Raw genomic sequence first — 23,498 nt, 5'->3', positions numbered from 1 at the left:
AATTAAAATTCTAATACTTTTTTCGCTGTTGCAAGTACATCTTTATAATTTGGAAGCCATACATTTTCAGCTTGTGAGAATGGGAAAACGGTATCCGGCGCTGTAACACGTAGGACAGGTGCGTCTAGACTTAAGATTGCACGCTCTGTGATTTCAGCAACAACGTTTGCTGCAATTCCTGCTTGCTTTTGAGCTTCTTGTACAACCATTGCACGGTTTGTTTTTTCAACAGAGGCAATAATTGTTTCGATGTCTAATGGTTGAACTGTACGCAAGTCGATGACTTCAGCCGACTTACCCTCTTTTTCTAGTTCATCTGCTGCTTTTAGAGCTTCGTGTACCATTGCTCCGTACGCAATAATTGTAATATCTGTACCTTCACGTTTCACATCTGCTTTTCCAAGTGGAATCGTATAGGACTCTTCAGGTACTTCTCCGCGGAACGAACGGTAAAGTTTCATATGCTCTAAAAAAATTACCGGATCGTTATCACGAATTGAGGAAATCAACAATCCTTTCGCATCGTATGGTGTCGATGGAATAACTACTTTTACACCTGGAGTAGATGTCATGAGTAACTCTAAGCTATCTGCGTGCATCTCAGGTGTGTGTACACCTCCACCAAATGGTGAACGAATTGTCACGGGTGCATTAAAGCTTCCGCCTGTACGGAAACGCATACGAGCAAGTTGCCCACTAATTGAATCCATTACTTCAAATACGAAACCGAAGAACTGAATTTCAGGTACCGGACGGAAACCTGTCAGCGAAAGACCTACAGCAAGCCCACCGATACCCGACTCTGCAAGAGGCGTGTCAAATACACGGTCTACACCGAATTCTTTTTGGAGTCCTTCAGTTGCACGGAATACTCCACCATTTACGCCAACGTCTTCTCCAAATACAAGAACGTTTTCGTCATCTTTTAATTCACAGCGTAATGCGTCTGTGATTGCTTGAATCATGGTCATTTGTGCCATTGTTTAGTTCGACTCCTTTTCTGAGTAGTACGTTTTTTGCTCTTCTAGGTTAAATGGGTTTTCTTCATACATAATATTAATCAAGTCTGTTACTTTTTGTTTTGGAGCAGCATCGGCTTTCTTAACCGCTTCTTTAATCTCTTCTTTTGCACGTTCAATCACTTCGTTTTCTTTCTCTTCTGTCCATAACCCTTTGTTCGTTAAGAAGGTACGGAAACGAATTAATGGATCACGCTTTTCCCACTCTGAATCCGTATCTGATGTGCGGTAACGAGTTGGGTCATCTCCAGCCATCGTATGTGGACCATAGCGGTAGCAGAGTGCTTCAATAAATGTCGGGCCATCTCCAGCAATCGCGCGGTCGCGGGCTTCTTTCGTTACTGCATATACAGCTAGTGCATCCATTCCATCCACTAAAACGGAAGGCATACCTGCAGCGACTCCTTTTTGTGCAATTGTTTTCGCAGCTGTTTGTAATGAGCGTGGTGTAGAAATTGCAAACTGATTGTTTTGAACGAAGAAGATAGCAGGAACTTTAAAAGCACCCGCAAAGTTTAACCCCTCATAGAAATCACCTTGCGATGAACCACCATCTCCCGTGTACGTTACAGCAACAGCTTTTGTTCCTTTTTTCTGGAAGCCCATAGCTACTCCTGCAGCCTGGATAAACTGCGCCCCAATGATGATTTGTGGTGGGAAAACATTTACACCTTCAGGAATTTGGTTCCCCATAAAGTGCCCACGGCTAAATAGGAAGGCTTGATACAACGGCAGTCCGTGCCAAACAATTTGTGGTACGTCTCTGTATCCAGGTAATATGAAATCTTCTTTCTCAAGAGCGAATTGAGAAGCAAGTTGAGACGCTTCTTGACCAGCAGTGGGTGCATAGAATCCGAGGCGGCCTTGGCGGTTTAAAGAAATTGAGCGTTGATCAAGGATACGTGTGTACACCATACGAGACATTAATTCGACCAATTGTTCGTCAGTTAAGTCTGGCATTAAATCCTCATTTACCACGTTTCCTTCTTCATCTAAAACTTGTACCATTTCAAATTTTTCTTCGATTTCATGAAGTACTTTCATTGGATCGAATTGCGTGTTTTTACTTTCCGCCATAAAACAACTCTCCTTTAGTTCTGTATTAGAATAATTTTGTTGTCGAGTGATACACAAAAGTCTCGATATTAAGTATATCTTAGTCATTTCCAGTGGTCAATCGTTTGAACATCGCATTAAAAGTTCAGAATTAACCATGAATTAAAAACTGTATTAATCGTAATTTGCATACTGTATTATATCAGGAAGATAATTGATACTTCTCTATATAACACAAAAGCAGCCCTCTGGAGAGCTGCTTTAATATGCTATTTCTTATTATTCCTCTGATTGAAGTGTTTCAAACACATCTGATGTAATGGAATTGAACTGTTCCGTTTTTTCATTCATAGTAGCTACGGCTGCTTGGACCACTTCATTCTGTGCATTTACTTGTTGAATCAATTCTCGCACAGTTTCAATTGAGACATCCTCTACAAGCATTTCCACATAAAGCGCATCTTGTAAACGAATCAATTCCTCATATTTCGTATATACATCTTCATAACTTTCATATCGAGCATCGTAGGCTTTATCCACTCGATCAGCAAGTGCACGTTCTACCTCTGATAAATCTAGAGCGGAAAAGTCACTTTTGGCCAGTGCCTCTTCTAAGCTTTCGCGTTCATTAGCCAGATAGTCTTTTCGGTTAGCAGTTAGCTCCTGCAACTCTGTCACTTTTTGTTGAAGTTCGGATTGTTGTTCTTGTGTAAGAGCAAGAATCTCTTCAAATAATTGTACTTCTTGTTGCTCCGCCTTATTCATTTCACTTTGTACGGAACGATACGGTTCTTCTGCATCATGCATCGACTGAAGGACACCGGAGATTTGTTGTTCTGCAGAATCTCCAAATGTACAGCCAGTTAAGACGAAGACTGATAATAATGTTACTGCGAGCCATTTTTTCATATCTATGTACCTCCCAAGTCTTCCTCACTATACCTATTTTACTGGCTCATTTCAATAAGACATTGGTATAGAATTTGTTATACTAAGAGTGAGAGAGGATGATAAGAATGATTAAGATGAAAGATATTATACGCGATGGTCACCCGGGCCTTCGTTCAGTAGCTAGCGAAGTACCGTTTCCCCTATCAAAAGAAGATGCTACCCTTGCTAAAGATTTATTAGAGTATGTGAAGAACAGTCAAAATCCTGAATTATCCTTAGAATACGATCTTCGACCCGGTATTGGGATTGCTGCGCCTCAAGTCAATAAACCCAAACGAATTTTTGCTCTCCATTTAGAAGAAGACGGCTCCAAACTTAGTGAGATCTTTATTAATCCCAAAATCAAAAGTCATTCGGTCGAGAAGACTTACATTACTGCGGGCGAAGGATGTTTATCCGTAGATGAAGTGATAGAAGGATATGTACCGCGCTATGCTCGAATTACCATCAGTGCACAGAATATAGACGGAGAAGATTTCACGATGCGATTGAAAGGGTTAAAAGCGATTGCGTTTCAGCACGAACTGGATCATTTAAACGGAATCATGTTCTATGACCATATTAATAAAAATGACCCCTTCTCTCCGATACCGAATGCAATCCCTTATGAAAGGGCACCACGAATGGATGCTGAATCTTAAGTGTTTTTATTTGACTTTTCGGAATAATTACTTTACTATTTATTAATTTTCGTTTATAATGGATGTTAAGGAGTGAGTCGTATGTTAAAACGTTTACGAAGAAAAATGCTCAAACGTCTCGGCGAAATCCTCGGAAAAAAATCAGTTGCATAGCCAAATTGCCCCTCAAATATTTTTTGGAGGGGTTTTCTTTATTTTAGAAGGTGCACATGCTAAGATAAAGAGAATTGATTGAATCTGAACGTGAAAAAGGAGAAGAAAAAATGATTTACAAAGTATTTTATCAAGAAAACGCTACAGAAGTACCCGTCCGCGAAAACACAAAGAGTATATATGTAGAGGCAGAATCAGAACAAGCCGTACGTGCGAAGTTAAAAGACCGCCCAGTGATGATTGAATTTGTCCAATTGCTTGAAGGTGCTCACTTAGCCTACGAACAAGCAAGTGAAAACTATAAGGTTGAAGAATAGAGCCTATGAAATTTGTACGTAATGATCAAACAGCGGTTTTCGCACTAGGCGGACTGGGCGAAATCGGAAAAAACACGTATGCGGTACAATTCCAAGATGAAATCATTGTGATTGATGCAGGAATTAAGTTTCCTGAAGACGATTTACTTGGCATTGATTATGTCATTCCAGACTATACGTACCTTGTACGGAATCAAGACAAAATTAAAGGGCTTTTCATCACACACGGTCACGAAGACCATATTGGTGGCATACCCTATCTCTTAAAACAAGTAAATATGCCTGTTTATGGCGGTAAACTTGCGCTTGGCCTTCTTCGCAATAAATTAGAAGAACACGGCATACTACGTCAAACAAAGATGACGGAAATCTCAGAAGATGACGTCATCAAATTTCGAAAAACATCGGTTTCCTTCTATTTAACGACACACAGTATCCCGGATGCTTACGGCATGGTCGTAAAAACACCGTCTGGGAATATTGTCCACACGGGAGATTTCAAATTTGATTTCACACCTGTAGGGGCACCGGCAAATTTAACGAAAATGGCTGAAATCGGTAAAGAAGGCGTATTATGCCTACTCTCAGACTCAACGAATGCAGAGGTTCCAAACTTCACTATGTCTGAGCGTAAAGTCGGCGATAGCATGGACAGCATTTTCCGTCGTGTAGATGCCCGCATTATTTTCGCAACATTTGCATCTAATATTCACCGTCTCCAACAAGTGACGGATGCAGCGGTACGATACGGCAGAAAAATTGCTGTGTTTGGTCGTAGTATGGATAACGCTATAACGATTGGGCGCGAACTTGGGTATATCACAGCACCAAAAGAAACATTTGTTGATACCAACACTTTGAACCGTCTACCGGCGAATGAAGTGCTCATTCTTTGTACAGGATCACAAGGTGAACCAATGGCTGCCCTATCTCGCATTGCCAATGGAACGCACCGACAAATTCAAATTCAGCCTGGCGACACGGTCATCTTCTCTTCTTCTCCGATTCCGGGGAACCGAGGAAGTGTAAACCGAACAATCAACTTGTTGTACCGAGCTGGAGCCGAAGTGATTCATGGTTCGCTAAACAATATTCATACTTCAGGGCATGGTTCGCAAGAAGAACAAAAACTAATGCTTCGTTTGATGAAACCAAAATTCTTTATGCCAATCCACGGGGAATATCGTATGTTGAAGCTACACAGTGAGCTTGCAGTCGATTGTGATGTGCCGGAAGAAAATACATTTATCATGGAAAATGGAGACGTACTTGCACTGACGGCTGAAGATGCAACAGTTGCAGGACGCGTTCCTTCTGGAGATGTTTATATTGACGGAAGCGGAATTGGTGACATCGGTAATATCGTGCTACGCGATCGACGTGTTCTTTCAGAAGAAGGACTTGTCATTGTCGTTGTGACAGCAGACATGAAGAAAAAACGAATCGTTTCGGGTCCTGACCTTATTTCACGTGGGTTTGTCTACATGCGTGAGTCTGGGATGATGATCAATGAAGCTCAGCAGATGTTAAATCGACATTTAAAGAGTCTGGTAAAAGAGAACCCGGAAGGATGGGATGACCTTAAGTCAGAAATCAGCAATGTTTTGGGACCACATCTGTATGAAAAAACAAAACGTAAACCGATGATTTTACCCATCATCATGGAAATATAAGAAAAGCACCTTTCTTTGGAAGGGTGCTTCTTTTCATTAATTAAATACTTTTTTCTCGAAACGGTTAATATCTACGTCCGCTCCGATAATGATCATAATGTCATTCAACTGCAATTTTTCATCTGCCTGTGGAGATACAATAATGGATTTACCTCGTTTAATGGCAACAATATTAATTCCATATTTTGCTCGGATATCTAAGTCAATTAAAGAGTTACCAGCTAGCTTCGAATTCACGATCAATTCCATGATGGAATGTTCATCGGATATTTCTAAATAATCGAGGACATTGTTCGACAAAATATTATTCGCAATTCGAATACCCATATCTCGTTCAGGGTGAACAACATTATCTGCCCCAATTTTACTTAAGACTTTTTCATGGTAATCATTTTGCGCTTTTACTGTGATTCGTTTCACACCAAGTTCTTTTAACATCAATGTTGTCAAAATACTCGATTGAATATTGTCTCCTATCGCAACAATCACGTGATCAAAATTGCGAATACCTAACGATTTCAACACAGCTTCATCCGTCGTATCTGCAACGACTGCTTGTGTTGCAATCGGAGCAAACTCATCTACTCGTTCACTTTCTATATCAATCGCCATGACGTCAGCACCCTGTTCGATGAGCTCTTTAACGATACTCCCCCCAAAGCGACCCAGACCAATGACAACGAATTCTTGCTTCATACTCTCTCCCCCAATCCCATTTCTTGCTGCTATAGTAATCATACATGAAAATACTTTCGATATCGAAGGAAAGTTGTGATAAAATAAATTCTAATCTTTGTCAACTTATGGAGGTAGAAACGTGTCGAATGAACCCATTATTCGCTTTGAAAATGTGAGCAAGGCGTATGCAAATGCACAGCCCGTTTTACATACAATTAATTTCGAACTAGAACGCGGTAAATTTTATACCCTACTAGGCCCATCTGGTTGTGGAAAAACGACCATCTTGCGATTAATTGCTGGATTTATCCAACCTTCTTCCGGTTCCATTTACTTAAATGGAAAATTGATCAATGACGTTCCAGCGAACCATCGTCAAGTCAATACCGTCTTTCAAGACTATGCTTTGTTCCCGCACTTGAATGTGTATGAGAATATTGCGTTTGGATTGCGTATAAAAAAAATGAAATCGACTGAAATCGATCAAAAAGTCAATGAAGCTCTTAAATTTGTCAATTTGAGTGGCTATGAAAAAAGAGAAATCAGTGAAATGTCTGGAGGTCAAAAGCAACGTGTGGCCATAGCTCGCGCTATAGTCAATGACCCTGAAATCATTCTACTCGATGAACCACTATCCGCACTGGATTTAAAATTACGTACAGAAATGCAATACGAATTACGCGAACTTCAACAACGTCTCGGAAAGACATTTATTTTTGTAACGCACGATCAAGAAGAAGCACTCGCTATGTCCGATGAGATTTTTGTTATGGACGCAGGTCAGATAATCCAAAGTGGTACACCACTCGATATCTATGACGAGCCAATCAACCGTTTTGTTGCCGATTTTATTGGGGAATCAAATATTGTCGAAGGCCTGATGATTGCAGATTACCGAGTTCAAATCGGTACGAAAGAATTCGAATGTGTCGATAAAGGATTAACGCCTGGTGAAAAAGTCGACGTCGTTATTCGTCCAGAAGATTTAGAAATTACTTTCGTTGATCAAGGAAAGATGAATGTTCGCGTGGATACACAATTATTCCGTGGCGTTCACTACGAACTATCCACTTACGATGATGAAGGCAACGAGTGGCTGGTTCATTCAACGAGAAAAGCAGAAGTCGGTGCAACCATAGGTCTTGATTTCGATCCAGAAGCGATTCACATTATGCGTTTAAATGAATCGGAAGAAGATTTTGATCGCCGACTGGAGTCGTACGGGGTTGAAGGCCATGGAAACTAAATCACGCACATTTCTCATGATTCCGTACTACATATGGATGGTGCTTTTTGTACTCGCTCCACTCGTCTTAGTAGGATATTACTCGTTCTTTGATATCCAAGGCAACTTCACTTTAGAGAATTATCAAAACTTTTTTAGTGGAACGTATCTCTCATTAACTCTAAGTTCTTTTTGGTATGCATTTCTTATCACATTCTTTACGTTATTAATTGCCTATCCTGCTGCGTATTTTATTACGAAGACGAAGCAGAAACAACTGTGGTTACTGATGATTATCATTCCATCTTGGATCAACTTGTTATTAAAAACGTATGCATTCATTGGAATTTTTGGAATGAATGGATCCGTTAACAATTTCTTATCCTTTTTAGGCCTTGAAAGACAACAGATTCTTTATACAGACTTTAGTTTTGTGTTTGTTTCTGTCTATATTTTCATTCCATTTATGTTGTTACCGATTTTCAATTCATTGGATAAATTAAATCCCGCCCTACTTGATGCTTCGAAAGATTTAGGCGCTTCCTCGTGGGTAACGTTTCGTAAAGTGATTTGGCCGCTCGCAATTGGCGGAGTTAAAGCAGGTATTCAAGCCACATTTATTCCTGCCCTCTCACTCTTCATGATTACGCGACTGATTGCTGGTAACAAAGTCATTACACTTGGAACAGCGATTGAACAACAATTCCTTGTGACACAAAACTGGGGAATGGGATCTACCATTGCTGTGTTCCTCATCGTGTTCATGGTCATTATTATGATTCTGACGGGTGACCGTGAGAAAGGAGTGAATGGCCGTGGGAACTACTAGTAAATTCGCAAAAGTATATTTAGCTTTAGTGTTTATTGTCCTATATGCGCCTATTTTTTACTTAATCTTTTATTCCTTCAATAGTGCAGGCAACATGTCAAACTTTGAAGGATTTACTTGGGAACACTATGCGGCAGTCTTCCAAGATACGCGTTTACTAACCATTGTTGTTAATACATTGATTATTGCATTATTATCAGCTCTCATTTCAACAGCCATTGGTGTTCTAGGAGCAGTGGGTATAGTTTATGTAACGAATAAACGATTACGCCAATCTTTACTTTCGTTAAACAATGTATTAATCGTGTCACCAGACGTCATTATTGGAGCATCTTTCTTAATTCTCTTTACGATGATTGGGATACGATTAGGATTTGCATCCGTACTGATTTCGCATATCGCATTCAGTGTGCCGATCGTCGTCATCATGGTACTTCCAAAACTTCAAGAAATGAGTGCAACACTGGTGGATGCCGCGCGAGATCTTGGCGCAACTCGCCGAGACGTCTTTACACGAGTCATCATTCCATACATCAAGCCCGGAATCTTTGCAGGCTTTTTCTTAGCCCTCACATATTCTCTTGATGACTTTGCTGTTACGTTCTTCGTGACTGGGAATGGCTTCGCTACTCTTTCTGTCGAGATCTACTCGATGGCTCGTTCAGGAATTACATTAACAATCAATGCATTATCAGGATTACTGTTTATTGTTACGATGGTTCTTGTGCTAGGTTACTACTTTGTGGTCAGCCGGGCAAAGACACCTTTCCAAGCGGGGGTGCCTAAATGAAATCAATTATTCAAATGACGAGTGGCTTACTTGCCGTCGTAGTTGTGTTATTTTATATCAACACTCAATTAACGGATACTTCGAGCCGAGCAAGCTCTGATACGATTACCGTCTTTAACTGGGGGGAATATATTGACCCTGAGCTAGTCGATCGATTCGAAGAAGAAACAGGCATTCGTGTTATTTATGAGACTTTTGATTCGAACGAAGCGATGCTAACAAAAATTCAACAAGGTGGGACACGATTTGATGTAGCGATGCCTTCGGAGTATATGATTGAAAAAATGAGAGAAGAAGATTTATTACATCCCATCGATCAATCGAAGCTTACGAACTTAGATCATATTGATCCGTACTTTCTTGATTTACCATTTGATCCCGGAAATCAATACTCCATCCCCTACTTTTGGGGTACGGTAGGAATTGCATTCAATCCAACTCTTTTAGATGGACAAACTTTTGAAAGTTGGAATGACTTATGGTCTCCTGAATTAAAGCAACAAGTTATTTTAGTCGATGGTGCACGTGAAGTGATTGGGATGGGGTTAAATTCACAAGGATATTCACTTAACTCCACTGATGAAGAGGAATTACGTGAAGCAACGGACCGTCTCATTGAACTTGGCCCGAATGTAAAAGCAATTATTGGTGATGAAATCGTGGAAACGATGCGTCGCGGTGAAGCTGCAATTGCACTCGTTTGGTCTGGTCAGGCAGCAGATATTATGTGGGTGAATGAAGATATTGATTACAGCGTTCCTGAAGAAGGTTCGAACTTATGGTTTGATAATATGATTATTCCTAAGACAGCTGGGAATGTGGAAGGTGCTCACAAATTTATCAACTTTATGTTGGACCCTGAAGTTGCTGCGCAAAATGCAGATTATGTCGGTTATTCCACTCCGAATCTTAGTGCTATTGATTTGATGGACCCCGAAGTGACGGGTGACGATCGCTTCTACCCAACTGAAGAAATGCGTGACCGTTTAGAAGTCTATCAAAATTTAGGGCCAAAAATGCTCGGTAAGTATAATGAGTTGTTCCTTGAATTTAAAATGAGTATGAATTCGAATTAATCGTTTGACGTGCATGCGGGTATCGCATGCACGTTTTCTATTGAACGTCCGAATTATTTATTCTCATGTAATTATGCTATACTTCTTTCATCGAACACACGCAGAAAGCAGGAGTCAGATGAAGAAATCAAATCCATTCATCATTTATTTATTAATGTTCAATATGTTCATCATCATGGCAGGTATCGGGCTCATCGTGCCCATCATGCCAAAGTATTTGGAGACGTTTGGAGCGGCAGGTCAAGCGTTAGGTCTTATCATTGCAGCGTTTGCATTTGCCCAATTTGTGTTTTCTCCAATAGCTGGTGATTTATCCGACAAATACGGCAGAAAAAAATTGATTGTCATTGGCCTTGCATTATTCGGACTATCTCAGCTCTGGTTTGGAACAGCGACACACGAATGGATGTTATACGCTGCACGTTTCGTCAGCGGAATTGGTGGAGCTTTTTTAATTCCTCCAACGATGGCTTTTGTGGCAGATATTACAACATATGAAGATCGTGGAAAAGGAATGGGGTATATTGGAGCCGCCATGTCACTTGGGTTCATGATTGGACCTGGTATTGGTGGATTATTTTCTGCGATCAGTTTAAATTTCCCTTTTTATGTCTCATCCGCGACAGCGCTACTTGCCATGGTGTTCTCTCTCTTCGTCTTGCCTGACATACGAAATAAAGAAATTGTCGATCCGACGAAATCGCGAGAAAATATTGTTCAGCAGATGCGAAGATCCTTTTATACACCGTATTTCATGATGCTTCTGATTATTTTTGTCTTTTCATTTGGAATCGCTAATTTCCAAGCAACATTTGCCCTCTATATGAACTATAAGTTTAGTTTTTCACCTGAACAAATTGCGATTGTCTTAACAGCCGGTGGTTTTGTTGGCGTCGTGATCCAAATGTTTATGATTGACCGTTTGTTTAAACGTTTTGGAGAGATGCAAATCATTCTTAGTAGCCTAGTCTTTGCGGCTGTTACGTTATTTGGGATGTTGTTTGTCCATCAATTCTTTAGCATCCTACTCGTCGCGACACTTTTCTCAATTGCTGTTACATTAATCCGTCCGGCTGTGAACACGGTCGTTTCCAAGCTTGCAGGTACAGAACAGGGCTTTGCCGCAGGTATGAATAATGCGTATATGAGTTTGGGTAATATGGTGGGACCAGCTCTCGCTGGATTGCTTTTCGACTGGAATTACAATTTACCTTTCGTCGTCGGCTCACTCGTCTTACTTGGCACATTTTTCTTAACAGCTATTTGGATGCGACGCAAGCAGCTCGACTTGCACTCAACTTCTGTAAACACTTAAAAAGGATGATCCCTTCACCTGAGGGATCATCCTTTTACTTTTCAGTTGCTACATCGACAAAAGCGGCAACTTGTGGAAGTTCAAAAGCTGCATCATAGCCAATCAGCCATGTGTCTCTTGTTAATTCAAACGTTGCATCATCATGGAGAAGTGGTATTTTATTGATGTGATCATATTCAGACAAGGTGATTGCTGGTAAAATCGCATAGCCTAGTCCGTTTAAAGCCATCTGTTTACACGTTTCAATTTGATCCACCACAATTTGTTGTTTTGGTGTAACAGAAAAGTTTTTTTGCCACCACTTTTGAATCTCTTGATAATAACTGGAATCACTTTTAAATTGGATGAATGGTTTACTTGTCTGTTGTAAATCTTCCACAGAAGTAAGCTCTTGATCAACCAAATACAATGTATCACGGAATAAATGAATCTTTTTACCTTTCCAATCGGTTTGCCCTCGTACGATTCCGATTTGAGCATCTCCATCAGAAATCGACCGAACAATTTCCGAACTCCACCCTGTATGCAACGAAATCTTCGCATCAGGGAACAACTCTACATATTTCTTTAGTACGGAAGGTAACCAGTTTTGTCCGACAATCGAGGCACATGCTATTTTCAGTGTTCCATGCACTTTAGAAGATAACAGTTGCAATTGATCAAGTGTATGTTCTTTCTTCTGGAGAATATCGCGACTAAACGAAATGACCAGCTCTCCTTCGGGAGTCGGCAGTAACCCTTTTTGAGAACGAATGAAGAGCTGAGCTCCCCATTGTTTTTCAATAGCCTGTAATCGGAGTGACAGGGCTGGTTGTGTTAAGAATAAACGCTCTGCCGCCTTTCTCATATTTTGTTCATCGTGAAGCGTGATGAGAACTTCTTCATCCGAATACATCACGCACCCCCCTTTCACCTCGTAAGAAAAGACCCTTCAAAGAAAGGGTCTTACACCATGGAGACATATAAATGTTTTTTCAGTTGCTTCATCACGACACGTCGCGTTAAAATGCCTAAGAAAGTTTGTTGATCATCGACAACACAGATGTATGGATGATTAATTAAGAGATCTAACCCTTTTTGAAACGTATCATTAATATGGATTTTCACAAATTCTTTCGACATAATGGAATCCACTTTAATTTCCGCTAAGCGCTCGTATTCGATTCGATCAAGACCAAGAATCTCATCTGTAATTTGTTGGACCGATATCATACCGTGCATCCGATAACTCATATCCAAGACGGGAATGGAAGAATAACCGGTCTTTGTTAATACTAGTAATGCATGTTCTGCGTAATTTCCTAATTGAACGTGAGCTACCTTATCTGCTGAGATGATGAAGTCAGTAATAGGAAGTTTCAAAAACTCTTTCGAGCTAACTGAAAGCATAGCAATCTACTCCTTTTTCTACTTTTTCATCATATCACAGATATTTCATGAAAACGAAACATACATCAGAAAGGGTGACTATTTAACCATTGTCCTCCATCAAGTGTAACAATTTCCCCGTTCATATAGGACGCTTTGTCAGATAAGATAAAATAAGCAAGCTCTGCAATTTCCTCGGGCTTTCCTAACCGTCCTAGCGGCACAGATTTTAAAGTACGCTCAGCAGCTTCTTCTGACTCCCATAGCTTGTCTGCTCCTCCTGTCCGCTCAATAGGACCTGGAGCAATAGCATTTACACGTATACCATATTGAGAACCCCACTCTACAGCTAGCGTACGCGTCAGAGACATGACACCAGCTTTAGCAGCTGCAGAATGGATAACCCCTGCCCCTGCCCCCCACGCATACGTTGCAAGCATATTGAGAATACATCCTTTTTTGTCATTTTCAATCCAATACTTCCCCACAGCTTGTGAACAGTAAAAGGAACCATTTAACACGATATCGATTACTGCTTTCCATCCATTGGGACTTAATTTCTCTGCAGCAACGATAAAGTTTCCTGCTGCATTATTGATGAGCCCATCGATCGTGCCGAACTTTTTAATGGTAAACGCTGCCATAGCTGCGCAATGCTCAGGCTCTCGAACATCCATTTGAAATATTTCAATCGGTCCGAGTGACTCAAACTCAGCTTTAACATGATGTAACTTCTCTAAATCTCTCCCTGTAACGACTACATTGTTTCCTTCTTGTAGAAACTTTTTCGCCATATATTTTCCCATTCCTGATGAACCACCTGTAATAATAAACGTTTTCAAGTCATAACCCCCTAAAGTTGAATGAATATTCACTCATATCATACCGTATTCTACTTCTTCGTGCGAGAATAATTTGGTATACTGAATAAAAAAGGGGTCACCAATGAAATTAACAAAATCTCAGTGCATAGAAATTGCTCAAGCTCTTTATTCAATCAATCGACATGCAAAGACAGCACTTGATAAAAAACCATTATACCAAGCAAAAAAGGAAACCTTAGAGAAACTAATTGACTCTGGATACGCAAAAAAAATCGGTCTTCATTTTTCTGAAAATCCGTCTAATAGCAAACAGCACTCGACTACTCTTGTTGAATTCCATGGCTATTTGTTTCACTTACCTGTGACACCGGAAGACAAACAGCTTCCTCATCTTGGAAAGCTGGACTTTTCCTATGCAAATCCTTCTACTTATATGAATCTCACCACAGCAAAAAGGATCATTGCAAAGTATGTTCATGTCTATTTTCAATCATCTCAAACGGGAAAAAAACCTCGTTTCCAATCCCTCACCTCAACTCCTTCTCCGTCCGAATATCGACGCTCGCAAAAAAATCCCTATAAAAAATAGGCAGACACATTGTCTGCCTATTCTTACCAATACTTTTTGTAGCTTCTCACAATAGCTTGAGTTCCTTCTTCTCCATATCCCTCTTCCAGTAGTTCATCGTACAATTGTTTTGCTCCCTCTAAACCTGGTAATTGTATCCCCATTCGGCTGGCTTCATCCAGCGCAATTCCCATATCTTTTATAAAGTGTTTGATAAAGAAACCTGGTGCATAATCCTCATCAATCATTTTAGGTCCTAAATTGGAAAGTGACCAAGACCCTGCTGCTCCTTGAGTAATTGACTGTAAAACCTTTGATAAATCGAGGCCCGCCCGTCTACCATATGTGAGTGATTCACAAACTGCAACCATAGTCGAAGCAATGGCAATTTGATTACACATCTTTGTATGTTGGCCCGTACCAGGAAGACCCTGATAGACGATATTTTTACCAAATAACTGAAATAGAGGCATTAAATCGATTACTGCCTCTTCATCTCCACCAATCATGATCGACAACACTCCATTTTGAGCACCGATATCTCCACCAGATACGGGAGCATCTAAACACGTCTTTCCTTTTTGTTCAGCCACTTTAGCCAAACGCTGGGCAAGTTCAGGAGTAGAAGTAGTTAAGTCTACGAAATAGGAAGGGGCAGATGATTCCAGTATGCCTTCTTGGCTCAAATAAACTTCTTCTACGTCATTCGGGTAGCCTACCATTGTAAAAACTACTTCAGAGTGATCGGCTACAGCACGTGGGCAATCTTGCCAAATGGCACCTTCTTCAATTAAATCGAGTGCTTTTGATTTTGTCCGTGTGTATATATGTACGTTGTGTCCACCGTTGCGTAAATGTCTAACTATACTTTTCCCCATGACGCCTGTTCCAATAAATCCTATCTGCATTCTCAATTCCCCCTTTTCTTTAGTATACATGAGAGAAGAATGAGGGCAAAAAAAGAGAACCATTCAACGAATTGAATGATTCTTAAAAAGGGGGAAATGAGAATATTGCTGTGTTCATATTTAGTATTTCCCACCGTCAAAAAGTTAAACCTACTTTATTGAAAAAATTATTTTTTTTGATATTCTTTATAATATTGATTCAAAAGTTGGTCGAGTTCCTTACTCAATTGAATAGTAGATTGATCGGAGAGGCCTTTTTCAGATGCACATTGAATCATCCGTTTGCGCGCCTCTTCTAATTCTTCGATTAAATTATCAGTCACTGTGCACCCCCCCACTATTTAACAGTATATCCTATTTCCCCATAGTTTACGAATTATGTCCTAGCTTCTTCACTCCAAATAAAACATACTTCTCCGCCTTTTCTGGCGGTTCCAATAAAGTGTTTAAAATCTGGTCGCTTTGTTAATTCGTCACGAACAAGTAAAAATTCTTTACTACTCATGACGATTTCTCTTAACTCGCCTCTTTTTAGTGCATCAAATGGATTCATACCTATACCTCAAGACTTATTTTAGTAGATTTCACTTTACGAAATTGCAAAATTCATGCAAAATGTCTTTATAGAGAAGGGGGACATAACCATTGAAAATTGCAGAAGTAGGTAATATCGTCGAATTTAAAGACGGTTTGCAAGGAATTGTTGAAAAAGTAAATGAAAACTCCGTTATCGTGGATTTAACTTTTATGGAGAATTTTGATGAACTCGAGATGGAAGAAAAAACAGTCATCAACCATAAACGCTATACAATTATTCATGGCAGTGACTCGGAATAAGTCGCAGAACCTTTAGGTTTTGCGATTTTTTCTTTCTCTTCAACTTCTCTCCCCTTGACCTGTACAACATAGTATACTATGAAGGTAAGGAGGCGACCAGAATGCAATCATTACAATTTTATAAATTTTTCGCAATATTGGCTATAGCCTATTTATTATTTTTTTTCACGTTCCAAAGTAGCTCTACTTTTTGGTATTTCTATACGTTTGCTATCTTATTTCTCATGGGGGTCTCGTTTTTCTTCGCTTCCCTTGAAGATGACGTCCAAACACTTGAATATTTGCTTCTTGGCGTGGGGTATGGAACAATCACGTATGCTATCTTTGCAGCAAGCTATTGGATAATCGATTGGCTACCTTTCCTGTCCGTTCAGTCCATCCACTCATTTTTAGTAAGTTATGGACCTTCTACAATTTGGCATTATCTCTTATTGTTCTTTCTTATTGCACCTGCAGAAGAAATTTTTTGGAGAGGGTTTGTACAGCAATATTTAAAGAAATATTTACCGACATTTTATGCTGTACTAGCCGCCGCTGCTCTTTTTGCCATTTCTCTTGGTGTAGGAGGATTCTTTTACGGGGCAATTGCAGGTTTCGTCGTAGGTACTTTATGGGGATTGTTATATGAGTGGAAAAAAAGCATGCCACTTTTGATTGTGACGCATATCACAGCTCTCGCCCTTCTATTCCTCATCTTGCCCATCGAGTGAAACGTTTTATGCTTATAATCGTCTACTATGAAAAGGAGTGATGTTAGAATGAACAAATGGAAACATCTTACAACTTCATCTGCACTTATTTTATTGTTATCTGCTTGTGGCACGACCACATCGGAAGAATCAGAAGAACAAGTTTCGGGATCTGATACGAATCTAGTAGAAGATACAGATACAACGGAAACGGAAGAAACAAATGAAGAGAATACAGAAGAAACAGAGGAAACAAATGAAGCTTTAGGGGAACGAATTGCCAGTGACAATCAACCATTTTCTCTTGAATTAATGGAAGGGTATGAGTTGACAGGCGAAGAACCAAACAAAGATGTGGTTTTTTTCAAAGAAAACGATGGTTTATTTATGCGAATCGAGACATTTGCTAAAGAAGGCACAGACCGCACGCAACTTGTCCAGACTTTGCAAGATACGATTCAAGCATCTGAGTCAGGAGCCACAGTGATGGAGATTTCTTCTCCTACCAAATTACCGAACCAAGATATGGCACAAGGATATGAGATGGATTTCGAAAATGGAAAAGTATCTGGATATGTCTTTGAAACAGAAGGACATATCGTGCGTGCTATGATTTATGATTCTACAGACACACCAAAGACCGGGGAATTCTTAATGATGTTAGAAACACTAGAAACGGAATAATTCACAAAAAAGGAGAGAGATAAACAGGCTCTCTCCTTTTAATTCGATAAATTTTTTATAGATAAACCAAGCTTTTTAAGTAGCTCTGTTAAGGTAGCCTTTTCCTTGTCATCCAAAACGTTTAGTAGTTCAACTAACTGAAGTTCATGACGTGGAAACAGTTCATCCATGTATGCCTTTCCCTCTTCAGAAATCTCTGCATACGTTACTCTACGATCCTCTTCGCTAGCAATCCGTCGAATAAATCCACGTCTTTCAAGTTTATCGACTACATATGTGATGGACCCACTGGCTAATAAAATTTTGTTACCGATTTTTTGAAGCGGTTGTCTCCCCTTATGAAAAAGAAGTTCAAGCACTGCAAATTCTGTCGGATTTAATCCATTATCTTGAAAAAATTGATTCGTTGCTTCATGTAATACTTTATGTGACCGTGAAAGCACTATAAATAGTTTGAGTGCTTCAAGCCGTTCTTTTTCAGAAGCCATACTTCCGCCCACCCATCTCCTATACAATGCTATAATTATAGTAGGAATGAAATGTTATGTCAAAACACATGAGCGATGCTTAATTGGGAAATAATAGTAAAAACTAGCTCCGCCAGATAGATTGTTATCAATTTCGATTCGACCGTTTAAATCTTTCATCACTTGAGCAGCATGAGCTAGACCTAGACCAGTGCCATTTTCTTTTGTTGTATAAAACGCTTCAAAATACATAGGTAGATTTTCTAAGTCTAAGCCAGTCCCTTGATCTTGCACACTAATGAGGACTTCATTATCTCTCTTTGAAAGGGATACACAAATGGTACCTCCATCATGCATGGCTTCCAAGGCATTTTTGATACTATTGATAAGTAGCTGTTTGGTAAGAAGGCGGTCTGCTTCGAAGTAAATCGGTTCTTTATGATCAAAATCAATTATAACCCCTGTTAGTAATGCTTGCGGACTCATAAAATCGATAATACATTGAATTAGTTCATTTGCCTCAATCACTTCGATATTTAACGGTTTGGGCTTAGATAGCGTTAAAAACTCATTTAAGATCTTATCAATCCGATCTAATTCTTGTTCAATAATACGTATATATCTGGTGCCACGGTCTGACGTTTCGGTTTCCATTAATTGAGCAAATCCTTTTAAAGATGTCATTGGATTTCGGATTTCATGAGCAATACTCGCGGCAAGTTGCCCGAGATTATTTAATGACTCAGATTGGGCTAGCCGTTCTTTTAACGAGAGTTGTTCTGTCAAATCTTCTATTAGGATGAAATACATTTGATCAGTTATCATCCAATGGATAGTTATTTTCAGAGATTTAAAGACTCCTTTTCCGTTCATAACTGGAAATACTTCAGTTGCTAATTGTGTATTTTTTAAATGTCTTGCTACTTGATTTACTATAGTAGTTTCGATTTTAAATTTAGTTGTAAGATATCGAATGAATTGATCTTGGATATCACTTTTCAAAACGCCTAAGAGAGTTAACGCGTTCTCATTTACTTCACGGATGCAACCGTTTGCATCTATGACCAGAATACCCATTGAAAATTTATCAAAAATGTATTCATACTTCCGTTGAAAAGCTCCTTCTACAATCACTATACCCGATCCCCTTCCCATTATAACTAAAATAATTCTCCATATTCTGATTATTCCATATTTACGGACATTTTGGCATAGTCTATTTTACCTATATTGTCGACAGGTTTCTCCTGCTAAAATAAAAATGTGAAAGGAAGATGACATGAATACACTTTTGACCACTTTAAACGCAAAATACATTCATACGAATTTAGCTATTCGTCATTTAGCTGCTTATGTTGGTACTTATTTTGACATAGCCATTAAAGAATTCACCATTAAAGATCCCACACTATCGATAGTAAGCGACATCTATCAACATAAGCCTGCCATTTTAGGCTTTAGCTGTTATATCTGGAATATTGAAGAGACGATTAAAGTGATTCGACTTTATAAAACGATTTCTCCTCAAACAACGATTGTATTAGGTGGCCCAGAAGTTTCTTACGACACTGACAAGTGGATAAAAGACTATCCCGAAATCGATTTTATTGTAGTAGGGGAAGGCGAAGAAGCTTTTAAACAGTTTTTAGAATATAGAGCTGGTGAGCGGGAATTAAATGAAGTTGCTGGTATTGCCTACCTTCTTGAAGGGGCATATAAAATTCACATGTTGCCACCTAAACTTGATTTACGTACTAGCCCCTCTCCCTACCTCTTCGAACAGGATAAAGACTCTTTTGCCAAACGAATCACATACATTGAGACAAGTCGTGGCTGCCCGTTTTCCTGTCAATTCTGTCTATCTTCTATCGAAGTGGGTGTTCGATACTTTGCTAGAGAACATGTGAAAGAAGACATTCGCTACTTAATGGATAACGGAGCACGTGTCATTAAATTTGTTGATCGGACGTTTAATATTTCACGGAGCTATGCAATGGAAATGTTTGAATTCTTAATCAATGAGCACCAACCCGGTGTCGTCTTTCAATTTGAAATTACGGCAGATATTATGCGTCCTGAAGTGATTGAGTACTTGAATACACATGCACCTCCGGGATTATTCCGATTTGAAATTGGCGTGCAATCCACCAATGATTTAACGAATGACCTCGTTAAACGCCGACAGAATTTTGAAAAGTTGAAACGCACGGTCACGATGGTAAAAGAAGGTGGAAAAATAGATCAGCATCTGGATTTAATCGCAGGGCTACCGGAAGAAGACTATCAATCGTTCAAGAAAACGTTTAATGACGTATTTGCAATGAGACCTGAAGAGTTACAACTCGGATTTTTAAAACTGCTTAGAGGGACGGGGCTTCGGATCGATGCGGAGAAATATGGCTATCAATTTGTAGATCAAGCTCCTTATGAAATTGTAGGGAATTCCGTTCTCTCATTTGAAGATATCGTCCGCATCAAACAAGTAGAAGATATTTTAGAGAAATACTGGAATAGTCAAAAATTCACTCGCTCTATCGAATATATCGTCACCGATTTATTTGAGACACCGTTTGATTTCTTCCAAGAGTATGGCACCTATTGGGATTCCCATAATTGGTCACGAATTGGTCATCAGTTCGATGATCTATTTATTCGCCTTCAAGCTTTTCTTGCATCATGTGGAATAAATACAGATCTTGCACTATCGTATATGAAACTAGACTACTTATCTCATCAAAAGTTCATCCCACGTAATGTTTGGTGGACAGAGACTGTGACACCGGAGTTGCGAACAGTGCTATTAAAAGAAGTACTTCAATCCATCAAACACTACCCAGAATTATCCAAACAAGGCTTACTAGAGCGAGATTTATTTAAAAAAGCGTATGTAACTGAAATGGATGGACGAGTTGTAGGGAAAGAACAGGGCCCTGTCCCTGTCCTGTATCTATTCGACAAGGACCAAACTATCCTCTCGCTTGATGCATAAAAAAATCGGGATCTCATCTGAGACCCCGATTTTCTTTATCCTATAATGACACGTTCTTTCGGATAATGATAGTTCGTTGAATTGGACTTCCCACCTAATGTAAAGAGGAATGATATTAATCCGACTCGTCCGATAAACATGAGAATCATAATGGTCACTTTTCCTATACCAGACAAATCGTCTGTTACACCTAGTGACATTCCACATGTACCGAAAGCGGAAGTGATTTCAAAGATAAGTGCTGTAATGGGAATGGTAGGCTCTGTCACCGTTAAAAGGATAGCAGAAAAAATCACCATTAAAGCAGCGAGTAAAATAACAGCGTAGGACCTGAACACATCAATTAAATGAATTTCTCGCCCAAAGATTTGGATTTGATTTTTACCTCGAGAAAAATTGATTAAGAATAATAGGGCAATCGCCAAGGTAGTTGTTCGGATTCCTCCACCAACTGAGCTGGGAGACGCACCAATAAACATCAGGAAAGACATGAAAAAATTAGTTCCTTGGTCAAACATCTCCACATTCATTGTCGTCAATCCACCTGAACGAGACGATACTGAATGAAAGAGAGCACCAAAAATAGCCTCGTGCCATGGCAAATAGCGAAACGTATTAAAGTATTCAAGAACATAAATACCGATTGCGCCAATTATGAGCAACAATCCATATGTAACCGTTGTGATTTTGGTGAACAATGAAAAACGGAACGCTTTATTTTTATTCGATAAAAATTCTTTCACTTCAATCAATACAGGAAAGCCAATGGCTCCCATAACAATTAAAATCATATGAATCACTTGAACAAAGTAATCTTGATGAAACGATTGGAGGGAGTTTCCATTAATATCGAACCCGCCATTTGTGGTTGCGGATACCGTCGAGAAGACTCCATTCAAAATGGCAAATCGAGGATTTTCATAAAACTGTAAATAGTATAAGGAAAGAATGGTCGCACCAATTAGTTGAATAAGCAACAGGATTTTCACAATTTCTCGAATCAGTTTTACAACCCCAGATAAATTGGGCTGGTTATGGTCAATCATAATCAATTGACGCTCACGTAGACCTATCTTTTTACCTGCAATTAGCCAAATAAATGTTCCGATTGACATAATTCCAATTCCACCCAATTGCAGAATCACAATGATGATTATATATCCGAAAGCGGTGTAAGTATCCGCTATATTTACGGGGGATAGGCCGGTTACGCTTACTGCACTCACTGCTATAAATATCGTATCGATAAATGAAATTTGGACGTCTTGTTCTTTTACACCAGGAAGCGATAGCAAACCCACAGAAATGGCAATCGCAATAAAATAATACGATACAATTATCTGTGCGGGTGTAAATTTCTTTGTGGATGGGATTGGAACTTGTTTCATATCACCAGTCTCCTCAATTTCTATACATTTCAGTATAGAAAACATACGAAAAAAAAGATAGGATTTCTCCTACCTTTTTTACATCTTAGACCCTTCAATCTTTTTATTCTGAAGAACACCTATGAAATATGCGCCGACTGCAATGATAATAAGAACAGACCAGAAAATGGATTTCCACACAGTTGAGTGCGGGAAATGTTCATCTAGGATACCAACACCTGGGTGTGATAATGTAAGAACCAACAGCTTTACCCCTACCCATCCAACAATTAAAAAGGCTGCTGTTTCAAGAGATGGATATTTTGCAAGTAATTGGACAAATTTATGAGCTGCAAATCGCATAATGATCAGACCAACCACACCACCAAAGAACATGACAGCAAACTGACCACCATTAATTCCACCTACATCAAAATTTCCTACTTCAGGAAGCGTTACAGCAATTGCTACGGCAGCAAGCATCGAGTCAATAGCAAAGGCAATATCCGCTAGCTCTATTTTAAGTACTGTCACCCAAAAACTTGAACCTTTTGTTTCAATCTGATGTGTATCAGCGAGCTCTTCTTTATGTTTTCGCTGGTCCCATAAATGCTTTATGGAAATAAAGAGCAAATAGGCGGCTCCGAGTGCTTGTACTTGCCAAATGTTAACTAAGAATGTAATTAAGAATAGGGCTGCCAACCGGAATACAAAAGCACCCATTAATCCATAAAACAAGGCTTTCTTTTGCTGTTCTTTAGGTAAATGTTTTACCATGACGGCCATTACGACTGCGTTATCAGCAGCCAACAAGCCTTCTAGTATGATGAGGACAAGTAACACCCAACCATATTCCAATATTATTGCTTCCATTTTCTCACTCCTCCAATTTTGAACACAAAAAAAGACCTATGCCTAAAAAAGGCAAAGGTCTTGCTAAGCAGAATCATTTCTACCAATCATAACCGATGGCTAAGCCATGTCTTGACGACTATGAAATAGGGTCTACCCTAAAGCTACTCCCCTTTGACGCGAGTCAAGGTCTATTTTATTATGAAAATAGTATACCACAAA

General features: G+C 39.5%; 27 protein-coding genes. 13 read left to right on the top strand and 14 right to left on the bottom strand.

Annotated elements, in window-relative coordinates; all coding sequences use genetic code 11:
• Positions 1–2: 2 nt before the first annotated feature.
• The 3 genes from ACFO0S_RS01235 to ACFO0S_RS01225 form a co-directional block, all read right to left on the bottom strand.
• Positions 3–980: an alpha-ketoacid dehydrogenase subunit beta gene (locus ACFO0S_RS01235; RefSeq protein WP_378139322.1), complete on the bottom strand. Its 978-nt coding sequence runs from the start codon at positions 978–980 to the stop codon at positions 3–5.
• Between the two features lie 3 nt (positions 981–983).
• A complete protein-coding gene (gene pdhA, locus ACFO0S_RS01230; protein ID WP_378139319.1) occupies positions 984–2,096 on the bottom strand; it encodes a pyruvate dehydrogenase (acetyl-transferring) E1 component subunit alpha in 1,113 nt (370 codons plus the stop codon).
• A gap of 258 nt (positions 2,097–2,354) precedes the next feature.
• Positions 2,355–2,984 (bottom strand): YkyA family protein, encoded by a 630-nt coding sequence (locus ACFO0S_RS01225; RefSeq protein WP_378139317.1) that lies wholly within the window; start codon positions 2,982–2,984, stop codon positions 2,355–2,357.
• 107 nt (positions 2,985–3,091) lie between these two features.
• Here ACFO0S_RS01225 and def point away from each other — a divergent pair, with 107 nt between their 5' ends.
• The 3 genes from def to rnjA all read left to right on the top strand — a co-directional run bounded on the left by def (position 3,092) and on the right by rnjA (position 5,810).
• Positions 3,092–3,667 (top strand): peptide deformylase, encoded by a 576-nt coding sequence (gene def / locus ACFO0S_RS01220; RefSeq protein WP_378139315.1) that lies wholly within the window; start codon positions 3,092–3,094, stop codon positions 3,665–3,667.
• A gap of 263 nt (positions 3,668–3,930) precedes the next feature.
• Complete coding sequence (locus ACFO0S_RS01215) at positions 3,931–4,137, top strand: DNA-dependent RNA polymerase subunit epsilon (protein WP_378139313.1); 207 nt, start codon at positions 3,931–3,933, stop codon at positions 4,135–4,137.
• 5 nt (positions 4,138–4,142) lie between these two features.
• A complete protein-coding gene (rnjA, locus tag ACFO0S_RS01210; RefSeq protein ID WP_378139311.1) occupies positions 4,143–5,810 on the top strand; it encodes a ribonuclease J1 in 1,668 nt (555 codons plus the stop codon).
• 36 nt (positions 5,811–5,846) lie between these two features.
• Here rnjA and ACFO0S_RS01205 read toward each other — a convergent pair whose 3' ends face one another.
• Entirely contained in the window at positions 5,847–6,506 is a 660-nt protein-coding gene (locus tag ACFO0S_RS01205) for a potassium channel family protein (RefSeq protein WP_378139309.1), read from the bottom strand.
• Positions 6,507–6,627: 121 nt separating this feature from the next.
• Here ACFO0S_RS01205 and ACFO0S_RS01200 point away from each other — a divergent pair, with 121 nt between their 5' ends.
• From ACFO0S_RS01200 to ACFO0S_RS01180, 5 genes are read left to right on the top strand one after another with little or no spacing between them, the layout of a single operon-like run.
• On the top strand, positions 6,628–7,734 hold the full coding sequence (locus tag ACFO0S_RS01200) for an ABC transporter ATP-binding protein (protein WP_378139307.1): 1,107 nt from the start codon (positions 6,628–6,630) through the stop codon (positions 7,732–7,734).
• Positions 7,724–8,542, top strand: a complete 819-nt coding sequence (locus tag ACFO0S_RS01195; protein ID WP_378139305.1) for an ABC transporter permease — start codon at positions 7,724–7,726, stop codon at positions 8,540–8,542. The genes ACFO0S_RS01200 and ACFO0S_RS01195 overlap by 11 nt, the downstream gene beginning before the upstream one ends.
• Positions 8,523–9,332, top strand: a complete 810-nt coding sequence (locus ACFO0S_RS01190) for an ABC transporter permease (protein ID WP_378139303.1) — start codon at positions 8,523–8,525, stop codon at positions 9,330–9,332. Before ACFO0S_RS01195 ends, ACFO0S_RS01190 begins: the two co-directional genes overlap by 20 nt.
• On the top strand, positions 9,329–10,408 hold the full coding sequence (locus ACFO0S_RS01185; protein ID WP_378139301.1) for an ABC transporter substrate-binding protein: 1,080 nt from the start codon (positions 9,329–9,331) through the stop codon (positions 10,406–10,408). The genes ACFO0S_RS01190 and ACFO0S_RS01185 overlap by 4 nt, the downstream gene beginning before the upstream one ends.
• 13 nt (positions 10,409–10,421) lie before the next feature.
• A complete protein-coding gene (locus tag ACFO0S_RS01180) occupies positions 10,422–11,723 on the top strand; it encodes an MFS transporter (protein ID WP_378139299.1) in 1,302 nt (433 codons plus the stop codon).
• Between the two features lie 34 nt (positions 11,724–11,757).
• Here ACFO0S_RS01180 and ACFO0S_RS01175 read toward each other — a convergent pair whose 3' ends face one another.
• The 3 genes from ACFO0S_RS01175 to fadH form a co-directional block, all read right to left on the bottom strand.
• Entirely contained in the window at positions 11,758–12,618 is an 861-nt protein-coding gene (locus ACFO0S_RS01175) for a LysR family transcriptional regulator (protein WP_378139297.1), read from the bottom strand.
• Between the two features lie 50 nt (positions 12,619–12,668).
• Complete coding sequence (cbpB, locus tag ACFO0S_RS01170) at positions 12,669–13,112, bottom strand: cyclic-di-AMP-binding protein CbpB (RefSeq protein ID WP_378139295.1); 444 nt, start codon at positions 13,110–13,112, stop codon at positions 12,669–12,671.
• A gap of 65 nt (positions 13,113–13,177) precedes the next feature.
• Positions 13,178–13,933 carry a 2,4-dienoyl-CoA reductase gene (gene fadH / locus ACFO0S_RS01165; protein ID WP_378139293.1) on the bottom strand — a complete coding sequence of 252 codons (756 nt, stop codon included), beginning with the start codon at positions 13,931–13,933 and terminating at the stop codon, positions 13,178–13,180.
• A 103-nt stretch (positions 13,934–14,036) separates the two neighbouring features.
• Here fadH and ACFO0S_RS01160 point away from each other — a divergent pair, with 103 nt between their 5' ends.
• The gene (locus ACFO0S_RS01160) at positions 14,037–14,504 is read left to right on the top strand and encodes a YkyB family protein (RefSeq protein WP_378139291.1); all 468 of its coding nucleotides are present in this window, start codon (positions 14,037–14,039) and stop codon (positions 14,502–14,504) included.
• 23 nt (positions 14,505–14,527) lie between these two features.
• Here ACFO0S_RS01160 and ACFO0S_RS01155 read toward each other — a convergent pair whose 3' ends face one another.
• From ACFO0S_RS01155 to ACFO0S_RS01145, 3 genes are all read right to left on the bottom strand, one after another.
• The gene (locus ACFO0S_RS01155) at positions 14,528–15,391 is read right to left on the bottom strand and encodes an NAD(P)-dependent oxidoreductase (protein ID WP_378139289.1); all 864 of its coding nucleotides are present in this window, start codon (positions 15,389–15,391) and stop codon (positions 14,528–14,530) included.
• A 167-nt stretch (positions 15,392–15,558) separates the two neighbouring features.
• The gene (locus ACFO0S_RS01150; RefSeq protein WP_378139287.1) at positions 15,559–15,714 is read right to left on the bottom strand and encodes an aspartyl-phosphate phosphatase Spo0E family protein; all 156 of its coding nucleotides are present in this window, start codon (positions 15,712–15,714) and stop codon (positions 15,559–15,561) included.
• Positions 15,715–15,767: 53 nt separating this feature from the next.
• Positions 15,768–15,944 (bottom strand): hypothetical protein, encoded by a 177-nt coding sequence (locus tag ACFO0S_RS01145; protein ID WP_378139285.1) that lies wholly within the window; start codon positions 15,942–15,944, stop codon positions 15,768–15,770.
• Positions 15,945–16,036: 92 nt separating this feature from the next.
• Here ACFO0S_RS01145 and ACFO0S_RS01140 point away from each other — a divergent pair, with 92 nt between their 5' ends.
• The 3 genes from ACFO0S_RS01140 (at position 16,037) to ACFO0S_RS01130 (ending at position 17,601) form a co-directional block, all read left to right on the top strand.
• Positions 16,037–16,228 carry a YkvS family protein gene (locus ACFO0S_RS01140; protein WP_378139283.1) on the top strand — a complete coding sequence of 64 codons (192 nt, stop codon included), beginning with the start codon at positions 16,037–16,039 and terminating at the stop codon, positions 16,226–16,228.
• A 101-nt stretch (positions 16,229–16,329) separates the two neighbouring features.
• Entirely contained in the window at positions 16,330–16,938 is a 609-nt protein-coding gene (locus ACFO0S_RS01135; RefSeq protein ID WP_378139281.1) for a CPBP family glutamic-type intramembrane protease, read from the top strand.
• Positions 16,939–16,986: 48 nt separating this feature from the next.
• Positions 16,987–17,601 (top strand): hypothetical protein, encoded by a 615-nt coding sequence (locus tag ACFO0S_RS01130; protein WP_378139279.1) that lies wholly within the window; start codon positions 16,987–16,989, stop codon positions 17,599–17,601.
• 38 nt (positions 17,602–17,639) lie between these two features.
• Here the strand turns inward: ACFO0S_RS01130 and ACFO0S_RS01125 are convergent, their stop codons facing one another.
• Both ACFO0S_RS01125 and ACFO0S_RS01120 read right to left on the bottom strand, forming a co-directional pair.
• Positions 17,640–18,089, bottom strand: a complete 450-nt coding sequence (locus ACFO0S_RS01125; RefSeq protein WP_378139277.1) for a MarR family winged helix-turn-helix transcriptional regulator — start codon at positions 18,087–18,089, stop codon at positions 17,640–17,642.
• 54 nt (positions 18,090–18,143) lie between these two features.
• Entirely contained in the window at positions 18,144–19,202 is a 1,059-nt protein-coding gene (locus ACFO0S_RS01120; protein ID WP_378139275.1) for an ATP-binding protein, read from the bottom strand.
• Between the two features lie 145 nt (positions 19,203–19,347).
• Between ACFO0S_RS01120 and ACFO0S_RS01115 the strand changes: the two genes are divergently transcribed.
• Entirely contained in the window at positions 19,348–21,057 is a 1,710-nt protein-coding gene (locus tag ACFO0S_RS01115) for a B12-binding domain-containing radical SAM protein (protein WP_378139273.1), read from the top strand.
• Between the two features lie 35 nt (positions 21,058–21,092).
• Here ACFO0S_RS01115 and ACFO0S_RS01110 read toward each other — a convergent pair whose 3' ends face one another.
• Both ACFO0S_RS01110 and ACFO0S_RS01105 read right to left on the bottom strand, forming a co-directional pair.
• Positions 21,093–22,445 (bottom strand): TrkH family potassium uptake protein, encoded by a 1,353-nt coding sequence (locus ACFO0S_RS01110; protein ID WP_378139271.1) that lies wholly within the window; start codon positions 22,443–22,445, stop codon positions 21,093–21,095.
• Between the two features lie 78 nt (positions 22,446–22,523).
• Entirely contained in the window at positions 22,524–23,297 is a 774-nt protein-coding gene (locus tag ACFO0S_RS01105) for a TerC family protein (protein WP_378139269.1), read from the bottom strand.
• Positions 23,298–23,498 lie beyond the last annotated feature (201 nt).

The sequence above is a fragment of the Chryseomicrobium palamuruense genome, assembly GCF_042649045.1.
GTDB classification, from domain to species: domain Bacteria; phylum Bacillota; class Bacilli; order Bacillales_A; family Planococcaceae; genus Chryseomicrobium; species Chryseomicrobium palamuruense.
Note: the sequence above shows the minus strand (reverse complement) of the source record. Positions and strands in the feature narration are given on the sequence as shown.